The organism is Fibrobacter sp. UWT3, assembly GCF_900230125.1.
Classification (GTDB): Bacteria; Fibrobacterota; Fibrobacteria; order Fibrobacterales; family Fibrobacteraceae; genus Fibrobacter.
In genome coordinates this window covers 578,943-598,146 of sequence record NZ_OCSS01000002.1, presented here as the reverse complement: position 1 = coordinate 598,146, position 19,204 = coordinate 578,943, and the positions used below count along the sequence as shown (strand labels likewise).

General features: G+C 53.1%; 12 protein-coding genes. 4 read left to right on the top strand and 8 right to left on the bottom strand.

The features are described from left to right. Nucleotides 1–19: 19 nt before the first annotated feature. The 6 genes from CRO08_RS10260 to CRO08_RS10230 all read right to left on the bottom strand — a co-directional run bounded on the left by CRO08_RS10260 (nt 20) and on the right by CRO08_RS10230 (nt 9,915). The gene (locus CRO08_RS10260; RefSeq protein WP_255252321.1) at nt 20–733 is read right to left on the bottom strand and encodes a Crp/Fnr family transcriptional regulator; all 714 of its coding nucleotides are present in this window, start codon (nt 731–733) and stop codon (nt 20–22) included. 21 nt (nt 734–754) lie between these two features. Then, nucleotides 755–2,059 (bottom strand): adenylosuccinate synthase, encoded by a 1,305-nt coding sequence (locus tag CRO08_RS10255; RefSeq protein WP_073114188.1) that lies wholly within the window; start codon nt 2,057–2,059, stop codon nt 755–757. Between the two features lie 222 nt (nt 2,060–2,281). Beyond that, the gene (locus CRO08_RS10245) at nt 2,282–4,057 is read right to left on the bottom strand and encodes an Ig-like domain-containing protein (protein ID WP_097036330.1); all 1,776 of its coding nucleotides are present in this window, start codon (nt 4,055–4,057) and stop codon (nt 2,282–2,284) included. A gap of 97 nt (nt 4,058–4,154) precedes the next feature. Further along, entirely contained in the window at nt 4,155–6,398 is a 2,244-nt protein-coding gene (locus CRO08_RS10240) for a family 43 glycosylhydrolase (RefSeq protein WP_176495123.1), read from the bottom strand. 12 nt (nt 6,399–6,410) lie between these two features. Continuing rightward, nucleotides 6,411–8,069 (bottom strand): right-handed parallel beta-helix repeat-containing protein, encoded by a 1,659-nt coding sequence (locus tag CRO08_RS10235; RefSeq protein ID WP_255252320.1) that lies wholly within the window; start codon nt 8,067–8,069, stop codon nt 6,411–6,413. Between the two features lie 16 nt (nt 8,070–8,085). Continuing rightward, entirely contained in the window at nt 8,086–9,915 is a 1,830-nt protein-coding gene (locus CRO08_RS10230; protein WP_097036114.1) for a glycosyl hydrolase 53 family protein, read from the bottom strand. A 359-nt stretch (nt 9,916–10,274) separates the two neighbouring features. Between CRO08_RS10230 and CRO08_RS10225 the strand changes: the two genes are divergently transcribed. The 4 genes from CRO08_RS10225 (at nt 10,275) to CRO08_RS10205 (ending at nt 15,625) form a co-directional block, all read left to right on the top strand. Further along, nucleotides 10,275–11,090: an Rpn family recombination-promoting nuclease/putative transposase gene (locus CRO08_RS10225; protein ID WP_088657724.1), complete on the top strand. Its 816-nt coding sequence runs from the start codon at nt 10,275–10,277 to the stop codon at nt 11,088–11,090. A gap of 699 nt (nt 11,091–11,789) precedes the next feature. Further along, nucleotides 11,790–12,797, top strand: coding sequence for a DNA cytosine methyltransferase (locus CRO08_RS10215; RefSeq protein ID WP_088657726.1), 1,008 nt, complete (start codon nt 11,790–11,792; stop codon nt 12,795–12,797). Next, nucleotides 12,794–14,248, top strand: a complete 1,455-nt coding sequence (locus tag CRO08_RS10210; protein WP_176495122.1) for an AAA family ATPase — start codon at nt 12,794–12,796, stop codon at nt 14,246–14,248. The genes CRO08_RS10215 and CRO08_RS10210 overlap by 4 nt, the downstream gene beginning before the upstream one ends. Nucleotides 14,249–14,254: 6 nt before the next feature. Beyond that, nucleotides 14,255–15,625 carry an LlaJI family restriction endonuclease gene (locus CRO08_RS10205; protein ID WP_088657727.1) on the top strand — a complete coding sequence of 457 codons (1,371 nt, stop codon included), beginning with the start codon at nt 14,255–14,257 and terminating at the stop codon, nt 15,623–15,625. Nucleotides 15,626–15,907: 282 nt separating this feature from the next. Here CRO08_RS10205 and CRO08_RS10200 read toward each other — a convergent pair whose 3' ends face one another. Together CRO08_RS10200 and CRO08_RS10195 are read right to left on the bottom strand one after the other, a co-directional pair. Continuing rightward, nucleotides 15,908–17,518 (bottom strand): family 43 glycosylhydrolase, encoded by a 1,611-nt coding sequence (locus tag CRO08_RS10200; protein ID WP_255252319.1) that lies wholly within the window; start codon nt 17,516–17,518, stop codon nt 15,908–15,910. Nucleotides 17,519–17,601: 83 nt separating this feature from the next. After that, on the bottom strand, nt 17,602–19,185 hold the full coding sequence (locus CRO08_RS10195; RefSeq protein WP_097036110.1) for a glycoside hydrolase family 43 protein: 1,584 nt from the start codon (nt 19,183–19,185) through the stop codon (nt 17,602–17,604). Nucleotides 19,186–19,204: the final 19 nt, after the last annotated feature.

Genomic DNA, 19,204 nt, shown 5'->3' with positions numbered 1-19,204 from the left:
CGCAACGCGCCGCCAACCACTAGCCCTTCGTAGCCTTTTCCTGCAAGGCGCTTTCGTCGAAGATGACGATATCCTTGCCGGTCATGGCAATCGCGTTCGTCTTCACCAACAGGGAGCAGATGCGGCTCACGGTCTCGCGGGTAGTACCCGACATGTCGGCCAGCTGCTGCTGGGTCGGGCGGTTGTGGATGACCGTCACCATGTTGCCGTTGTCGGTGTGGATGCGCACGCCGCGTTCTTCCATGAGGTTGAGGAGGGTGCCGGCCACGCGCCCGCTCACGGACATCGTGGAGAGCGACCCGATCTGGCGGTTCGCCTTGCGGAGGCGCTTGCTGAGTTCGCTCAGGAGGCCCATCGCAATCTCGGGAGACTGGCGGATAAGCTGCAGGAAGGATTCACGATGGATGATGAGCATCTGCGCGTCGGTCACGGTGCGCACCGAGGCAGACCTCGGTTCGCCGTCGATGAGCGACATTTCGCCGAAGAAGTCACCGCGTTCAAGGAAGCTGAGGATCGTTTCGCGACCATCGACGCCGGTCATGTAGACCTGCACCGAGCCCGACGCGATGAGGTACAGGGCCTGCACCGAATCGTCGCCCTCAAGCACAACCGTCTCATCGCGGTTGAAGTTCTGGGACACCACCAGATTGGCAAGCATCCCGATCTGTTCTTCGCTCAATTCCGAGAAGAGTTCAACGCCCTTCAGCAGTCCAAGAATTGTAGAGTCCACCATGTGCGATTCTCCTGTTTCTAGTTACAGACCCAACCCCTTCGCGAGGCCCTTATCGATTACGATACTCTGGTCGCGCTTAGCGCCAATAGATATCATACCAATTTTTACGTCAACAAGTTCAGCCATTTTCTGCAAATATTTTTTTGCGTTTTCCGGAAGCTCGTCGTAACTGCGGCACTTGGTCGTATCGCACTTCCAGCCGGGCATTTCCTCGTACACCGGAGTGCAGCGGCCCACCTTCGAGAGCTGGTTCGGGATAAAGTCGAGCTTTTCGCCGTCGCATTCGTAGTGGGTGCAGATTTTCACCGTGTCGAAGGTGTCGAGCACGTCGAGCTTGGTGATGGCGAGGTGCGTGAGGCCGTTCACCACGGCAGCCTTGCGGACGACCGGGGCGTCGAACCAGCCGCAACGGCGGTTGCGGCCCGTGGTGGCGCCATATTCGTTACCGATCTTGCGGAGCGTGTCGCCCGTCTCGTCCAGAAGTTCCGTCGGGAAGGGGCCGTTGCCCACGCGGGTCGTGTACGCCTTCACCACGCCCCAGACTTCGTCCAGGGCCGTAGGTCCGACGCCCGCGCCGCAGCTCGCGTAGCCCGCGACCGTATTGCTGGAGGTCACGAACGGGTAGGTACCCTGGTCCACGTCGAGGATGGTGCCCTGGGCGCCCTCGAACACGAGGCGCTTGCCGGCCTTCACGGCCTTGTAGAGCATCTCGCTCACGTCGGTCACGAACGGCTTGATCTTCTGGCCGAGTTCGAGGTAGTCCTTGATGACCACTTCGGGGTCGATCGCCGGGACGTCGTACATCACGGTAAATTCTTCGTTGTGGACCTTCGCCATCGCCTCGACGCGGGGGCGCAGTTCGCGTTCGTCCATAAGGTCACCCACGCGGACGCCGATGCGGTTCACCTTGTCGCTGTAGCAGGGGCCAATGCCGCGGCCCGTCGTGCCGATGGCAGCCTTGCCCGCCTTCTTTTCCTTCGCCTTGTCGAGCGTGGAGTGGTACGGGAGCACCACGTGGGCATTGTTCGCAATGAACAGGCGGCCTTCCGGGTTGATTCCCTTCGTGTGGAGGTCGGCAATCTCGGCGAGCGTCTGGATGGGGTCGAGCACGACACCGTTACCGATGACGCAAATCTTGTCCTGGTGCATGATGCCCGAGGGAATCAGGTGGAACACGAACTTCTGGTCGCCCACCTCGACGGTGTGGCCCGCATTCGCGCCGCCCTGGAAGCGCACGATGATATCCGCATCGAGCGTCAAGAAATCAACAACCTTCGCCTTACCTTCATCGCCCCACTGGGATCCGATTACAACACGATTTGCCATATATCCTTCGTTTTTGTGACCCGGAGCAAAGCCTTGGCGGGCTGCCCGCGGGTCGATTGCTTGTTTAAAACGCGAAATTGCAACGCGGGGGATTTCCCTGCGCCCTTTTTCGCCCAAAAGATAAAAAAGTGGCCGTTATCGCGGACCGGGCAATCCGCCAGCAACGCAAAAAAGCGTGATTTTTGCCCAGCGTGCGCCAAATCTGGCAGAAAAAGCGAATATCTAGAACAAAACCCTGTAGGGGATTTGCCTATCGAAGCGGCGGCCCTTCAGGTCGCGGTAATTTTTATGCACAGTCCCGCGCATTTCGGCAGGGCGTGCACGACGAAGGTCCCGAATCACGGTTGTCGAATCCGTCGCCGTAGAATCACCCGCGACAATGGACGTCGTGTCGGTCGCGGAGGTATCGCGCGCAGTCGTGTCCTGCGGCTGCACAGTCGAAGTATCCGTGCCCGCGGATTTTTCCACAAGCACCTCAACGCGGCCCGTATATTCGGTATTGTCGTTGCCCTTCACGGTGTACTTGAACGAGGCAAGCCCGCTGAAATTCGCCTTGGGCGCAAACCTTGCCGTATAGCCGTCACCCGCAAGTTCCACACTTCCGTTTTCTGCAGCAGAGACGCTGTAGGTCGGCGATACATCCTTGAACCCGCGCGTAATCGTGCGCAGGTCAAAATCGAGGGACTTCCCGCCCGCAGCCGTCGCATGCATGGCGCCCAGCCAGTTGATATACTTCTCGATACGCACGTAGCCATCGCTTTCCTTGGTCATCGCGTCATCTTTAGACTTGTCATAACCCATCGCTTCTTCGAAGTAATCCGGCATGCCGTCCTTGTCGGAATCGGTCGCGGCCTTCCCCGCAATCACCTCGCCCCAGCCGTTATTGGTCTTGAGCCCCATCGCGCCCACGCTCTTCACGAGCGCACCGGCCGTTCCAAGTGTCCCCACCTGGTACCACACCAGCGAATCGATGTCATCGTACGGGAGCACGCCGCTCTGCGACGTCACGTAGCGCCAAGCGCTTGCCGCACTTAGCATCGGGCCCGATGTCGTAAGTTCGCTCCAGGGTTTCGCAAGTTCCTCGCCCACGCCCTGGTAGTAGTAAATGCTTGAAGGCCCGCCGTTCAGTTTTCCGTCGCGGTCCGTGTCGATCATGTTGCCGCTCGCGTAGATGCTCTGGTTCTTGTCTACCTGGAACCACGGGTTACTCCCCTTCGGGCCATAGACAAAGTAATTGTTCACTATATCGTGATTGAAGTGCGTGCTCGTATGCGTCGTGTAGCCCGCCTCGAAGTTGTAGAGGATGTTGTTCACGAACACGTCGTTAATCTTGTCGAGCGGGTTTCGGTTGTGCGTGTTTACGAAGGCGTTGTAGTACCAAGCCCAAGTGCCATCCACCGATTCGATGTGCGCACCAAACTGCTGCCCGATGGGGTTTGCAATCAGCGAGTTCTGCACCGTTACGCCCGTCACACGGTAGCTTGCGTTGTCCGAAGAACCGCCGAAGTTGTTCCACGGTGCAAGTTCCACCGAGCAGTGGTCCACGATTACGTTCTTCGCATCGTAAAGGTTGAGCGCATCGTCCTTCTCGGACGCGGTATTTTCACCCGGACGGATTCGCAGGTAGCGGATGATGATGTTATTCTGCTTGCCGGTACTGAGCTTGCCGCCGTGAATGGCGATTCCCTCGCCCGGGGCCGTCTGCCCCGCGATGGTAATGTTACTCTTGATAGAAACAGCCGTCTTGATGTTGATGATGCCACCCACATCAAAAACCACAATGCGGTTGCCCTGGCTCACCGCATCGCGGAAGGAACCCGCGCCGTCGTCGTTCAGGTTCGTCACGTGGTAAACGCTGCCGCCACGGCCACCCGTAACCTGCGCGCCAAAACCGAGCGCCTCCGGGAAAGCCAGCGGCTCGGCACCTGCCCCGATAAAACCAAACACTGTTAGGCAAAGCGCCGAAATCGGCAGTCCCTTATGCAAACCAAAGCCCATATTTCCCATACCTTTTCTAGGCAGGATTCCGAACCACCGGAAACTGCCGTACATAAATATATACTTAAAAATGATGGAACGGGACTGAAAATGAGCATTAACGTTGTCTACGGACTACGGCTTTGTGGCCACCTGCACGCAGGGCGTTTACCGCACGGCCGTTCACGTAGAACCGCTTGCCCGCGCGGGTCTTGGATACCTCTGCAGGGGCAATCTTGCGCAGTACGGTCGTACCGGAGTCTGCCCGCACGAACTCAATCTTGTCGATATTCGGGGCACCGTCTTCCGTGAGCGAGGCAATTTCCAGGGTGTTTACGCCGGCAGGAATCTTGAGCGTCAATTCCGCATCGTTCCATGTGGTCCATCCGCCCGTCGGCTCCAGGTCCAGCCTTTCTACTAGAACTTTGCCGTTTACCAAAATGCTTACGGGGCGGTTGGCACTCCCGCCATTTGCATAAGTCAGCTTGACATTGCGTTCATCGCCTTCAGGCAGGCAAAGTGCAAACGTAATCGAAGAGCCTACCGCATTGTCCAGGTTCGCGTAGCCCTTGCCCGAAAAGCCTTCGTGCTTGTCCTCGAAAAGCGTCTGCTTGTATATGGTATTTTCCGCCTCATACTTGAGTGAATCCTTGCCCACGAACTTGAAGGTCGCGCCCAGGTTCACATCCTTGCCGAGACTTGCCACCGTGTATTCCTTGACGAGCCCGCTTGCATCTCCGCTCCAGCCCGCAAATTCCCAGCCATCAAAGGGCGTGGCGGTGAAGGTCACGTCGGCACCTTCCGCGATTTCGGAACCGGCCACGTTCTGGGCGATGGTCCCGCCAATTCCGGCATCGAGCGCCACCTTGTAGCTCTTGCCCGACTTGATGAGTTCGATATCGTCGACGGCAATCCACTGGCTAGAAGAACCCGCGGTGCTAAACCCGATGGTTATCTTCCCGTTCGTCACGGTGATGTTTTCCACAGCCTTCTTCGTCCAGTTGCCTGCTGCCGCGGCGATAGACACATTCTGCTCGCTGCTGCCGAAATCCTTCGCGAACATCTTCGCAGAACTCTGCCCGCCGCTGCTCTGCACGTAGGCGCTCAGGGTATACTTCCCGTTCGGCACCGTCAATGTCTGCGTGAGCGACTTGCTGTCCGTCAGGTAGAGACCCCAGCGCCCCGTGCGTTTCTTGGATGTGGAGTTGATATTGTTGGCATCGGCCTTGTCCAGTTTCCAGCCCGTCAAGGTCGTCTGGCTCACGCGATCCGCCTCGAATGTCGGATTCAGGCAATAGTTGTTACCCGCGCCCACGCTCCACGTGCCTTCCTTCACGTTGATGTTCCACTCGCTCAGGGAATGGAACACGGGCTTGCCCGTCTCGAAAGAAATAGGCAGCCACTGGTTGTAACCGAGGCCATTCCCCGCGAAATCACTCCAGCGGTCACCCGCGTTCACCACAAACGAACCCTTCGAGCCCTTCACCATGACAAAGAACCCGGTCTGCGTCACGTGACTAAAGTCGTGCTGCGTTCCTTCAAGTACGAACTCTTCGCTGTAGGGGCCCAGGATGTTTGTCGCCGACATGCAATATGTCTGCGAAGTGTTCCAGCCGTGCAAATCAGAAGAGCAGAAGTAGTAAACGCCGTTCTGCTTGAACATGGCGTTCCCTTCGCGGCCACCCACGCGACTCTTGTGGATATTCACCGTCCTAGAACCGTCAATTGCCAAAAAATCCGATTCCCGGAGCGGTGCTACATACAAGTTAGTACGCCCCTTCACATTGGACGCAATCACGTACGCCTTGCCGTCATCATCCTGGAAAAGCGTCTGGTCACCGGTATTGTTGTTCACGAAGAACGTCATCTCGCTTTCGGGCTGCACGCGTGCAAACTTGAACGGCCCCGTAGGGGAATCGCTGGTAGCAAAATACTCGCCGAATTCCCAGCTCGGGCTTGCGCCCTGGCCCGCGAGCACATACTTCTTGCTCTTAGCGTTGTACACGACGCCAATGCGCCCGAACCATCCACCGCCCGCTTCGCTCGGCTTAAGCACGATTCCCTCGAATTTCCAGTTGACCAAATCCTTCGAGGAATAGCAGGTGACGCCCGCAAATCCGGTATCGTCGTTTTTCTTGGTGGGGTTCGCCGCGTATGTAACGGCGCCGTTGTACTTGACTCCGTACCAGTAGAACGTATCGCCCACCTGGAGCACGCCACCGCCCTGCGAATAGATAAAGTTGCCGTCCGTATCTTTCCAGAAACGGTCATTTACGATAGTCTGCGCCGTAGCCGTACCGGCAAGGGATGCGACAAGCAATCCCCCGGCCAGCACCGTCTTGAATAAATTCATCTTTTTCATAAACCACCCCCGTTATTTTGAATAAGTCCTGATTCTCGTTGCCTTGCGGTCACCTGCACGCAGCGCATTCACCGAGCGACCGTTCACGTAGAACAGGCGTCCCGGCAGCTGCATGTTCGGCCTGCGTTGCGGAAGCGGGCACACAAACGTCGTCGAATCGCCCGCAGAAACATCCGTAGAATCCGCAGTCGAATCGACCGGCGCAACCGACGTATCGACCGGAACGACAATCGGCGTTACAGCGGTATCCTTCGGCGTGGTATCAACCGGAACCACGACCGGCGACACATAGCCGTATTCGTACGCACCCAAATCCGGAGCCTTGCCCTCATACTTGAGCCCCACATTCACGCCCTTGTCAATCATCTGGCTGTTCTTTGCGAGCTTCAGGAAGTCGATATCCGGAAGGCTACCGTCAGCCTGGCGCGGGCCGAAAGCACCACCGAGAGGCCCGAGTTCCCTGCCTGTCACAGTCATGCTCGGGTCCGAGACACTCACGAAATCCGATTCCTTCGGGGTGACGTTCAGGTTCCAGGTATTGTATTCGCCTGCCGCATATTCGCCGCCAATGTAGGCCGTCTTGTTCGGGAAGGCGATGTTGTTCTTCATCACGTGAGCCTTGCTGCCCTTGAGCACGACACCGTCGGTGCGGTTGTCGTTTGCATCCCAGGTACTCGCCCACATGTTGAACGCAGTGCCGTTCATATAGGCCGTATTGTTGAACCAGTCGTTACCGCCGCTGCTGTGGTTTGCGTAAAAGCCCGACGCCTTGTTTTTCCAGGCGACGCAGTTGCGGATGGTGTGGCGGATACCCGTCTTGCTGCTCCCCGCCTTGAAACCGTTGCCGTTGCCATCCTTCGGCTTGCCGGTCCCGTAGTTGCTGTAGCCGTGGCCCATCGCCCAGCTGTTCTCGATGACTACCGGGAATTCCTGGCTAATAAAATCCCAGCCGTCGTCGCTGTTCCACCAGGCACGGCAACCGATGAACTTCGTCGTATCGCCACCCTGCTGGTAGTGCACGCCAAAGCCGTCGGCATTCTGGCCGTCTCCCTGACGCCCGTTGGGGTCATAGTTGTCGTGACTGTCGCAGTTCAAGAACAAATGTCCGCCGCCGCTTCCCGAGCCCTTCTCGTTCACGAAGAATCCCGAGCCGCCGTTGTGGTGACTATCGATCAGTTCCAAGAAGATATGCTTACTGCGGGACACGTACACGCCCACATTCGATTCGCCCTTCATAGGAACGTTCTTGACTTCGAGCCCCTTCAGGTGCAAGTACTGCGCCTGAATGAGGATACCCGAAGTGTACCTTACGTTGTTCGAACCGTTGGCAATCGGCATCTTGCTGAAGTCGATGACCGGCTTTTCGCCCGGGTATGCGAGGTAATGGATGCGCTTGTTGTCGCTTGAACCGCTCTTGGTCAGGTGAATGCCCGCGAACATGTTGTCGTTTTTCACATACGACGTATCCGTATGCAAGTAGGTTCCGCCGCGAATCCACACGGTATCGCCCGCGTTCACCACGGAATTCGCCTTGTTGAGGGTCGCAAACGGGCTATCCTTCGTTCCCTTGTTCGTATTCTTGCCAGCGGGGGCCACGTAGTAGGTTGCCCCGAAAGTTTCCGCTGCAGCCAGGGCAATCACGGCCGCACACAACACGCGCTTCATTTTCATACCTCGCCTCGTCCTGTTACTTTGTATATACCCTGATTCTTGACGCGCGGTTCTTCAATGCACCCGCAGAACGTCCGTTCACCAGGAAGTTCCGGCCACCGTTACGGAGCGTATTGCTGCGCACAGGAATCCGCTGGAGCACCGTCGTGCCGCTGTCGCCCACCGCCGAGTCGCCAGGATTGACAGGGACCACCGCGTTTTTATCCACGAACTCGATGCGGTCGATATTCGGGCCGCCATCCTTCGTGAGCGATGCGATGGTGATGGCGCTTGCACCCGCAGGCAACCTGAGCGTCACCGTGCTCGAATCCCACGATTCCCAGGCACCCGTCGATTCGAAGTCCACCGATTCCACCTGCACCTTGCCATTCACCGCAACACTTACCGGGCGATTTGCCGTAGAGCCGTTCGCAAAGACAATCTTCACGTCCTTATCACCCTCGTCGGCAGCAACCACGGAAAGCGTCACCGAAGACCCCACCTCGTTATCGAGATTCGCGTAGCCCTTGCCCGAAAAGCCCTCGTGCGTCGATTCAAGAACCGTCTTGTTGAACACGCCGTTTTCCGCTTCGTACTTGAGCGAATCCTTGCCCACGAACTTGAAGGTCGCGCCCAGGTTCACATCCTTGCCGAGACTTGCCACCGTGTATTCCTTGCCGTTACCCGTATTGTCGCCGGTCCACGCCACGAATTCCCAGCCCTCCTGCGGAACGGCCGTAAAGGTCACCTTGCTCCCTTCCGCAATTTCACTACCCTCGATGCTCTGCGCAATCGAACCGCCGTAAGCGACCGTCGTCTTCACGTTGTACTTCTTTACGGCCTTGCCGTTCTGCACCCAGTCCGGGAGCGTCGCGTTGTATTTTTTCGCGATATCGCGCAGTTCCCTAAGGCGCGCATTCGCCGTATATTTCTGGCCGTCGCGATCAAACATCGGCTTGTTGCTGTAGCGGGTCGGCTCCCACACGAAGGTTCCCCAGCCCAGGTCACCAAATTCATAGAACACCGAGTTCACGAGGGCCGTGCGTTCGCCCGTATATTCGCAGCTCAGCACCGCCTTCTTGTTCTTGACCACCAAGCCGAACATATCGCGCCAATCCTGCCCGTTGTTCGTGGTGCCGTAGGTGGAACCGCAAATGGCATCGTAGTCGATGTTCGCGTGAATCTTGTTGTACCAATCCGCGAAGCCCTTCTCGGGACGCGGCTGTCCATGCTGCATCACAATCTTGATGGAAGGATCCGTCTCGCGCACCGCACGCACGCCCGAATTGATGATGTTCGCGAAGTCCGCCGTCTTGCTCAGCGAAACGCCCGCCACCCTCGAGTTGATTTCATTACCCACCTGCACCATGTCGGGGCGCAGCCCCGCCTTCATGAGCGCATCCATGGTCGTCTTCACGTGGTTATAGGCGAGCTTGCCCATCTCGGCATTGCTCTTGCCCGCCCACGAGGCCGGAACATTCTGGTGGCCGATGGATGCCCACGTGTCGCTCATGTGGAAATCCAGGAAGAATCCCATGTTGTGCGCCTTGATGCGCTTGGCGAGCGCAATGGTATGTTCCAGGTCGCACCAGCACACGTTGGAATTTGCACCGGAGTAACTCTCCTTGGCGTAGCCGATGCACGAATTCACGAAGGTGCGCACGCGGATAAAGTTGATTCCATGATTCTGCAGGATATCAAAGAGATCCTGCTGCTTGCCGTTATCGTAGTACTTTGCCCCTAACGACTCATCTTCGAGCACCCACGAGACATCGACACCCACGATATACGGGCGCGCAAGCGCCGCAACCGCCACGGCACCCAGAACCAGCGCCGTTTTCCTGATGATTTTTCCCAATCCAAACATCCGTCACTCCTTTGATTTTAGTTAATATTTTGTTGTACTATAAATTGTACTACAATTTTCTATAAATATAACTCTTTTTACTACAAAGCGTACTATATTTTTTGAAAAATTTTAAAATTGGCGATTTTGGGCGGAAAACGAGGGTTTTACAACCATTCAGTTATAAAATCGCAATAATAGACGTTTTTTTGTTGAAACATTACTTTTCTACAGAATCGTTTGCTATATTCTACACGACCAGTAAATAGCTGGCCAAGCTCACAAAAGAGCCGTTTTCTATATCGTATTATTTTATATGATGTAGGAACGGCTCTTTTTTGTTTTTAAACCGCGCGGCGCATACCGCGTAAAGGAGCATTATGGATCCAAACCACGTTCCGTTCGAGGAACTGCCCATCACGAACCGCTTCATGTTCGCGCTGGTATTCAGCCATAAGCATATCGCGAAGCCTTTCCTGGAAGCCATTCTCGGAATCAAGATTTTTGACCTGCAGGAACCGGAGCCGGAGAAATCCACCGAAACAAGCCCCTTCAACAAGGGCGTCCGCTACGACGTGTTCGTAAAGGAACAGGGCCCCGATGGCGAGATTACGCGCACCTTCGACATCGAGATGCAGATTGAGGACACCCACGAGCTTCCGAAGCGTGCCCGCTACTACCAGGCACTGTGCGATTCAGAAGCCCTGAACAAGGGCGAATCCTACCGTAACCTCAAGGAACAGTACATCATCTTCATCTGCCCCGACGATATTTTCAAGCAGGGTCGTGCCGTCTACACGTTCAAGAATCTGGAAAAAGGGCATCCCGAACACGAACTGGGTGACCTCTGTTACAAAAATTTTTATATATTCAATAAGTACAGGGATGTCGCCGAGCAGTCGGTCAAGGAGTATCTTGAATACTTTGCGACCAACAAGGCAACATCCAAGGGAACAAAGAACATCGAACTTCAGCGGCAATGGTATCTGTCGGACAACGAAACGAGGAAGCGCTATATGACTTGGCAACAGGAATTGGATGACTTGGTGTACGATGAGCGCCAGCGCACTAAAGCAGCCGAAAAGCGCGCCAGCGAGGCTGAATCCCGTGCTGACGAGGCGGAAACTCGTGCTGACGAAGAAAAGTCTCGTGCCGACAAGTACGAGAAGATTCTCAAGGAACACGGGCTTCTTTAAGTAAGCCCTTTTCAAGAAAATAAGCCCAAAGCCGGTCCGCAGGGGCCGGTTTTCACGGTTTTAGGTCGCTTTTTTGGAACAAAAACGGCAAGTGTCATCTTTTGCCATTCCAAAAATCTATATTTCAAGGCAAATAGAGTTTTCTCTTGTTCTCTATCTGAAACTTCGACACTTTCATACACAGGGAATAAGACGGACGCTCACGTCTGCGACCGGCGCAAGCCTGCCGCATCGTTTTGGTACATGCATATTTGATAAATCTGCCTGTAGGCAAACGGCCATTTTGGGGCGTGAGTTGTTTGCGTTTATTTGTGTAGGGCAGTCGAAGGCCTCAGGTAGGTAAATGCATTCAACTCCACGCCTTTTTTATTTTCGAAAAAGACTGGACAGGTGCGGAACGGGGGTGGACTCGCTGAGTTTTGCTCTTGTCCTCTAACTGAAACTTCGACACTTTCATACACAAGGAATAAGGCAATGACTCGCCATCGCCCGTGGATTGCATGGGCGTAGTGTACCTTGGGCGTATTGTATCCGCTCGGGATTTTGCGGGTGTATTGTATTCTTTTGAAAATGTCGCGCTTTTAGGCGAGGAGTGAGTCGGCTCCCCGCCGTTCTTTTTGCCTGCACCCCGGCCAAACGAATCGGCCAGAACCGCTCCCGCGAGAGTGAACTCGTTCACTTTCAAAATGGAGCGAAAAAATGGCACAGAAAAAAGCCGCAACAACCGAAGCCAAAATCCAAGAATTTCATCTCTTTGCTGGAATTGGTGGTGGTATTTATGGAGGTGAACTATTAGGCCACGAATGTTGTGCAGGTGTTGAAATCAGTGATTTTTGTCAGAAGGTTTTGAAACAACGTCAAAAAGACGGATGGATGAATCCGTTTGAAATTTACGGAGATCTTCGCGCATTAAATGGCAAAGAATTTAAAGGAAAATTTGATGTCCTGTGCGGAGGGTTTCCCTGTCAGGCTTTCAGTACTGCGGCCCATGGTAAAAATATCGCAGAGAAAAACCTTTGGGATGAAATGTTGCGCTTCACCAAAGAATCTGACGCTCCGGTTGTTTTCGGTGAAAATGTTGTATTACGTGCTATTTCAAAAGCAAAGGAAGATTTGGAGTCTATTGGATACAAAGTTCAGTTTTGCCGCTTGAGCTGTTCAAATCTTGGAGCCGATCATCAGCGTAACCGTTTCTGGTTGTTGGCGGTCAAGAATCAGAAAGTTTTTGAAAAGATAAAAGACCACATCATTAGCCTTCCCAAATTTAAAGGTTCTTACTGGAGTAAGAATCCTGATGACCTTGGTGTAGATGTTCCTATTGCGGACCGCCGAGAACAACTGAAAGGAGTCGGAAACGCTCAATCGCCTTTTGTTGCCGCAAGTGCATTTAGGATTTTGGTAAATCGCCACATTGAAAATGGAACGTATACAGAAGATGTTTCGGAAAAAGAAATATCCCAGGTTTTTGAAAAACAGAAAACTTGGATAAGGAAAACCTATGGTGAAGAGATGGGGTTAGTTCATACGCCAACTACGATGGCAAACTACTCAGCCCCATCAATGATGAAACATCAAGGTTGTAGAAATTTCAAAGAGGTTTTTGGAAAACCGGCTCCAAAGAATGCTGAATACTTGATGGGATTCCCGTTGGGTGCAAGTTCCCCTGAACCGCAGAAAAAAGAGAATCTCAAAAAGTGGGGTGCATGATGTTTGGAAAATACGATGCAGATAGATTATTTAGTCAATATGGATTTAATCAAAAACAAAAAAATGATGAGACCATCATCAATACAGCGAAAGCATTTGATTCCAATGAATATATTGGCTCAAGCCGAAACAGATTGAATAGCGGAATTTTACGCAATCAATTTTTACTGCTTTTAGATTCTTTAAATGGCAAACCTTTGTCAAATCAAACTTTTTCAGGAGTTACACAGTTACGAGCTGATCAATATGTATTAGTTCATCAAAATCGTGAAAGCGAATTATGGGAAGTTTATCAAGGAAATTCCCCAAATAATCCCAGAAAGATTTACGACGCAATAACGTTAAAAAATTTTTTCGACAGTATTCAAGAGGTTGTTGACACAACCATCAATGATGTGAAAAAAGATGATTCAGGGACAGATAATGGCCTTGGCTCTAGTTTACCTAATTTCACCCCTTCCCAAATCATCTACTACGGTGTTCCTGGCTGCGGCAAGAGCAATAAAATCAGGGAGCAACTGAAGAACGTTCCTGAGAAGAACAAGGTTCGTGTCGTGTTCCACCCAGAATACACCAACGCCGAGTTCATCGGGCAAATCTTGCCGAAAGTCAACGGCCATGTCACCTATGAATTTACTCCTGGGCCGTTTACGCAAATTATCAAGCGGGCGTATCTCAACCCTAATGAACAATTTTATCTGGTTATCGAAGAAATCAACCGCGGTAATGCGGCCGCCATTTTCGGCGATACCTTCCAGTTGTTGGATAGGCTCAAGGCTGGCGAAACAGACTCTCTCGGCAACGACCCAGCAAATGCTGCTGTAAACACGTTTACAGAAGGCTGGAGCCAGTATTTTGTCCAGAACGATGATGTCAACGCCTATATTCGGGGAAATGAAAATAGCATCCAGATTGGGAATATTCGCTTTGATTCAAATACGGCTATCCGCTTGCCGCCTAACCTTTCCATCTTGGCGACGATGAACACCAGCGACCAGAATGTGTTCACGTTGGATAACGCTTTCCAGCGCCGTTTCGACATGGAACTAGTCCGCAACGAATTCGACCTCACTCAGTCTGCCGTCAATGCTCAGTACAATGCCGAAATTGACGATACCGGTATTAAATGGGGGCAATTCTGGGGATGGATCAATGCCAAAATTACGGCAACCCTGAAAGGACTTTCCAGTACCGAAGACAAGCGGCTTGGAGTCTGGTTCGTGAGCAACGTGGGCGGCATTATCGACGACAAGGTCTTTGCCGAAAAGGTTTTAAAGTTCTTGTGGGATGACGTTTTCAAGTTCAAGCGTCCGCAAGTATTTGCCGAAGGGATTGATACCCTAGAAAAGCTGATTAACTTCTTTGAAAATCCTCCTGAAGGGAAAGAACGCTTTGACGTTTTCAAGGACAAGGAGAATCTTGTCGCATTTGTAGCATCGCCAACGTTATAATCCTTGATGCAAAAGTTGAACGAAATATGTTTCTGCGAATCCAAAGCGAATTCGGAGACCGAGTTCGTCGGCATTCGCTGTGAAAAATCAAAGGAAGATGGTGCACTGGAAACAAGCATCATCTTTCCTTTGGGATATTTCAAGGATGACTCGGCCTTGCGTGAGCTCCCCGAAGAAGAATTACGGGAATGTGTCGTCAATCTTTTTACGGTACTTTCTGACCCTTTGCTACAGGAACAGATTCATCAGGATTCGTCCATTTCCACATTCGCGGAGGAACATGGCGAATCTGAATTTCCGATGGTTTCGTACTTGAATGTTATCCGGAATTTTCTTGATTTCGGCTACCTTGATGAAAAAGAAATCCTGTATAAGAAAGGGGCGAACGGGAAAATCAATTGGGGACGGACAATCAAGGCCGTGCAACCTGCCATTACCGAAGATGCCCAGAATCTTGTGTACCTGGATTTTATCGCCCGTAAAGTCAGTTATAACGAAGATACGCTCATTACGCAGGTCCATAAGTTCTGCGTTCATGACGCTCTTGTGAAACTCGGATTTTTATTCGGCATAGAACCGTCCGAAGAGCCGCATTTGGATTTTGATTATGACCTGTTCTGTAACGCAATTCATTCTAAACTTGCGAAAACGTTTAACGACCGTGATTTACGCTTGCTTGCTGATTTGGCACGAATTGTGGAGTATCTTGCCGGGCATAAAACTGAAGACGGAAAGATTGCAAACGGATTCTATTTTGGGGTAAAGAAGTTCGCTCCCGTGTGGGAAGCGATGGTGGATAAGATTTTCGGAAGGTTGCCGCAGGGAGTTGCCAAGGATAAATTTAATCCGCATTTGAGATGGAATGACGGATGCCGCGATGAAAAACTTGATGAATCTGAAGAAGAAATAGTCCTGAACGACTCGAAACGTTCCACACTCCGGCCTGATACGATTATGGTTATGGGGGAGAGAGTGTATATCCTTGATTCCAAGTACTACAAATATGGCTTGACTGGTTTCAATTCGCATTTGCCGGGGGCCGAATCCGTGTGTAAACAGATGGCTTACGCGGAATATGTGGAAAAGATGTTGGGAGATCCTTCGACTTCGTTACACTTCGCTCAGGATGACACTTTAAGCATTTACAATGCATTCATTATGCCGTACTGTGCGGATGCGGAAGGCGCTTCGGCAAGCTCAGCGACCTTCCAAATGAAACGCGTCGGTTACATCTATGGTGACTGGAAAAACATGAAGGACGAAAACCGACCTTATCACAAAATCCGCTGCATTCTCCTTGACATGAAATCTGTCATGCGGAACTACGCAAATAATCCTTCCGCGCAAAGAGAACTCACGGGGTTGACAGCATTGTGATTTTGAAATCCAATGCACGCGTCTCGTTATGTAAGATTTTCTCTGTGTTTTCAATTTGACAATCAGTGATTGTCAAATCTCCAATCCCCCAAATTTCACGCTAAGTTGAAATCATTATCAGGTTCTCATGCGCATCAGGAATGCCGGCGAGCGGCGCTTTTACGAAATTGAGGCAACATCCGAGAGCAGCACTCACCCGTAAACAAGCCCTAGCGCGATGGCGAGCAGGCTGAGCACCGCAATCTGCTTGACGATGGCAAAATTTTCACGACTGAACATGCTTTACCTCAGCTCGATTTTCTGGATGCGGCCGCCGAGCCATACCACGTATGCGCCGGGAGCAAAATCACTCACCGAAACTTGCGCGGCGTGCCCGCGGGCAACCACCATGCCGTGCAGGTTCATCAGGGCGTAATCCGCAGCCTGCGAGAACCGCAAACCATCCGCGCGAGAAACGCCGACAACCCGCGCACCGAGATTCCCAGGCGCTGCGACTAGCGACGTAATTTCTGCGGAACTGCTCGACACGTCCTCGGAGCTGGAACTTTCGGGCGCGACCTCTACGCTGGAAGAACTATATGCAGATTCGTCGCCCATGTATTCAAACTTGAACGACTGATTCTGCGTTCCGGTCTGTTTCCACACGACAAGCGGCATTCCCGCCTCCGTAGAGATGTTCAGGACATCGCCCAGGTATTCACTTGCGGTATCCGCGTACAGGCGGTAACCGTCATCCACGTTAAAGTTCTCGATGATAATCCTGTTTTCGGCATTGACGGTCCTTGCGGTATCCAGCAGGTTCCCCTTTCCGAACGAAAGGTACTTTCCCGTCTCGAGGTTCCTGAGCGTGTAGGTGTAACCGTCGATTCTTCTGAGCGCCCACAGCTGCGATTCGCTTTCTTCGGAATCCATCTGGATTACTGCGGAAGCCGCATCTTCGAGACTCAGGCCGCTGTGCCGCGCCTTGATGCGGTAAACGCCATCCCTGATCGGCGCATGGTCAACCTTCTTTACACCCGTATCGGTCATGGTGATGTTCGCGATGGTCGAGTCGTTTTCGTAGTAGGCGTAGTCCACACACAATGCACGGCGAAAACTGCCGCCAATCGCGCCCGTATGGTATATGTAATACCACTGGTTATGGAATTCGACGAACGCCTGATGGCTCGTATTGGAATTCTTGTTGTAACCGACAATAACCTTGGAATTGGATACGGGCCCTGTCGGGCTTTTCATGGTCGCCTGGCCAATGCGTTCTTCCCAGCCGTAGGCATACGTCAAGAAGTAGTAGCCGTTCCTTTTATGAACGTATGGCGCCTCGGTAAAACTGGGCGGCGTCACGTTGAACATGCCGCCTTGCAGTTCGACCATGTTTTCCTTGAGCCTGTAGCCCATCACGGCGCCGTTGCCCCAATAAATATAGGCCTGTCCGTCGTCATCGATAAAGACGGTCGGGTCGATATCGTAATTCACGCCGCTATTCGCCGGAGTCATGTCGCTTGTAATAAGCGCCTTGCCGATGGCATCCTTGTACGGGCCGGCCGGATGGTCCGCAATCGCGACGCCAACCGCAAAGTCCCTGCCATCGTGCACGGTCACATACCAGTAGAACTTGCCGTTACGTTCGATAGTCTGGCTCGCCCAGGCACTGCCGCGTGCCCACTTGAACGACTTGATAGAAAGCGCGGCCCCGCGATCCACCCAGGTATCCATATCTCCCGAAGAGAATATGTGCCAGTCGTTCATTATGTAACCTTCGTGACCGGCGGGCGCCTCGTCATGCCCCGTGAAGATATACATGGTATCGTTGTAAACGAGCCCTGCGGGGTCTGCCGTGAACATGTTCGTGACAACGGGATTGCTTGCGGCAAATGCACCAACAGCAAGCGACAACCCGGCACCTATAAAACCACCCCGAAGGGCGTTTCCCAATCCATACATCCAAACACTCCTGTTTTTAGAATAAGTTAATTCCGCTAGAACATCACCCGATACGGAATCTGCCTGTCAAAACTGCGGCCCTTGAGGTCACGGTAACCCTTGCGAGCAGGCACTTGCACTCCCTGGCGTGTTGCGCGCGGAGCAATCGCGGTAGTTCCGCTGCTAGAACTTTCGGGCACGACCTCGGAACTCGAAGAATTTTCGGCAACAACGGAGCTGGAAGATTCCACGACGCTAGAAGACGATTCCGGTGCAACAGTCGGCGGGGTCGCCTTCGCGAGTTTCACCTTCTGGTTGTCGGCACCGGTACGCACCCAGGTAATCACAGGCATGCCTGCGTCCTTCGAGACATTCAGCACGTCGCCCACAAAGTCGCTGTCGTAATCGCCATACAGGTAGTAGCCCTTCGCGGCAGAGGCGTTCTCGATGCGGATTTCGCAGGCAGTCGCCGATGTCTTGACGGTATCGAGCAGCGTCTTGGGCGGGCAATAGTAGCGGCCAGTGCCGTAATTCTTGAGCGTGTAATGGCGGGCATTTTTCGCGCTGCGTTCCACGGTCCAGAACTGGTTCGCATCCTTTTCGCTTTCGGGGCGCTGCACCACGATTCCGTTCTCTTCGACAAATGACAGGTTGCTGTGCGAAACGGTCAAGCGATACGTTCCATTCTCTACAAGTGCGTTGTTTACCTTGTCTACACCCGTGGTAGTGCGCTTGATTTTCTGGATATTCGCATTCTCGTCATAGTACAGGTAATCGATATTCACGGAGCGGCGGTAGGTCCAGCCGCCCGGAGCGTTCGCGCCGTGATACATAAAATACCAGTGCCCGAGATACTTGAAAATCGCCTGGTGGTTCGTCTCAGAATTGTCGAGCTTGTCGTTCAGCACGCCCTTCTGCGTCCACGGGCCATTCAGGCTCGTGGCCATAGAATAGTTTGTCGTAGAAGGGTAACCCGAGGCGTAACTGAAGTAGTAGTTGCCGCGGTACTTGTGCATCCAGGGAGCCTCGAAAAAGTCCTTGATCTTGATGTCTTCGGGCGTACTCGCGAGCTCAATCATGTTTTCCTTGAGTTTCACGCGACGACCCGCGTTCCACGAGCCCCAATACATCCAGATGTCGTTCCCATCGTAGAAAATTGCGGGGTCGATATTCAGCGCGACATCGTTCGTGGTGTTGTCGGTCACGAGCGCCTTGCCAATAGCATCTTTCCACGGGCCCGAGGGATGATCCGCCACCGCGACGCCAATCGCGAAGCCTTCATCACGCACGACAGTCGCATGATGCACCGCCACGTACCAGTAGAACTTGCCGTTACGGTATTCGCAATGGCCCGCGAAGGCGTTGCCGCTCGCCCACTCGAAGGTCCGCCACGAAAGTACCGCACCGTAGTCATGGTAGTTTTCCATGTCGTCGGTCACCAGCACGTGCCAGTCATTCATCAAGAAGAACTTGTTGTTATTCCCCTGAGCGCCCTGCTCGTCGTGGCCAGCAAAAATGAACAGGCTATCGTTGTGCACGAGCGCCGCGGCATCGGCAGAGTAGAATTTTGTAGTGAGCGGGTTTGCAGCCATCGCAACAGCCGCTACCCCCATCAGCATAGATAAAGCACGTTTAAACATACCCAAACATCCCTTTTTC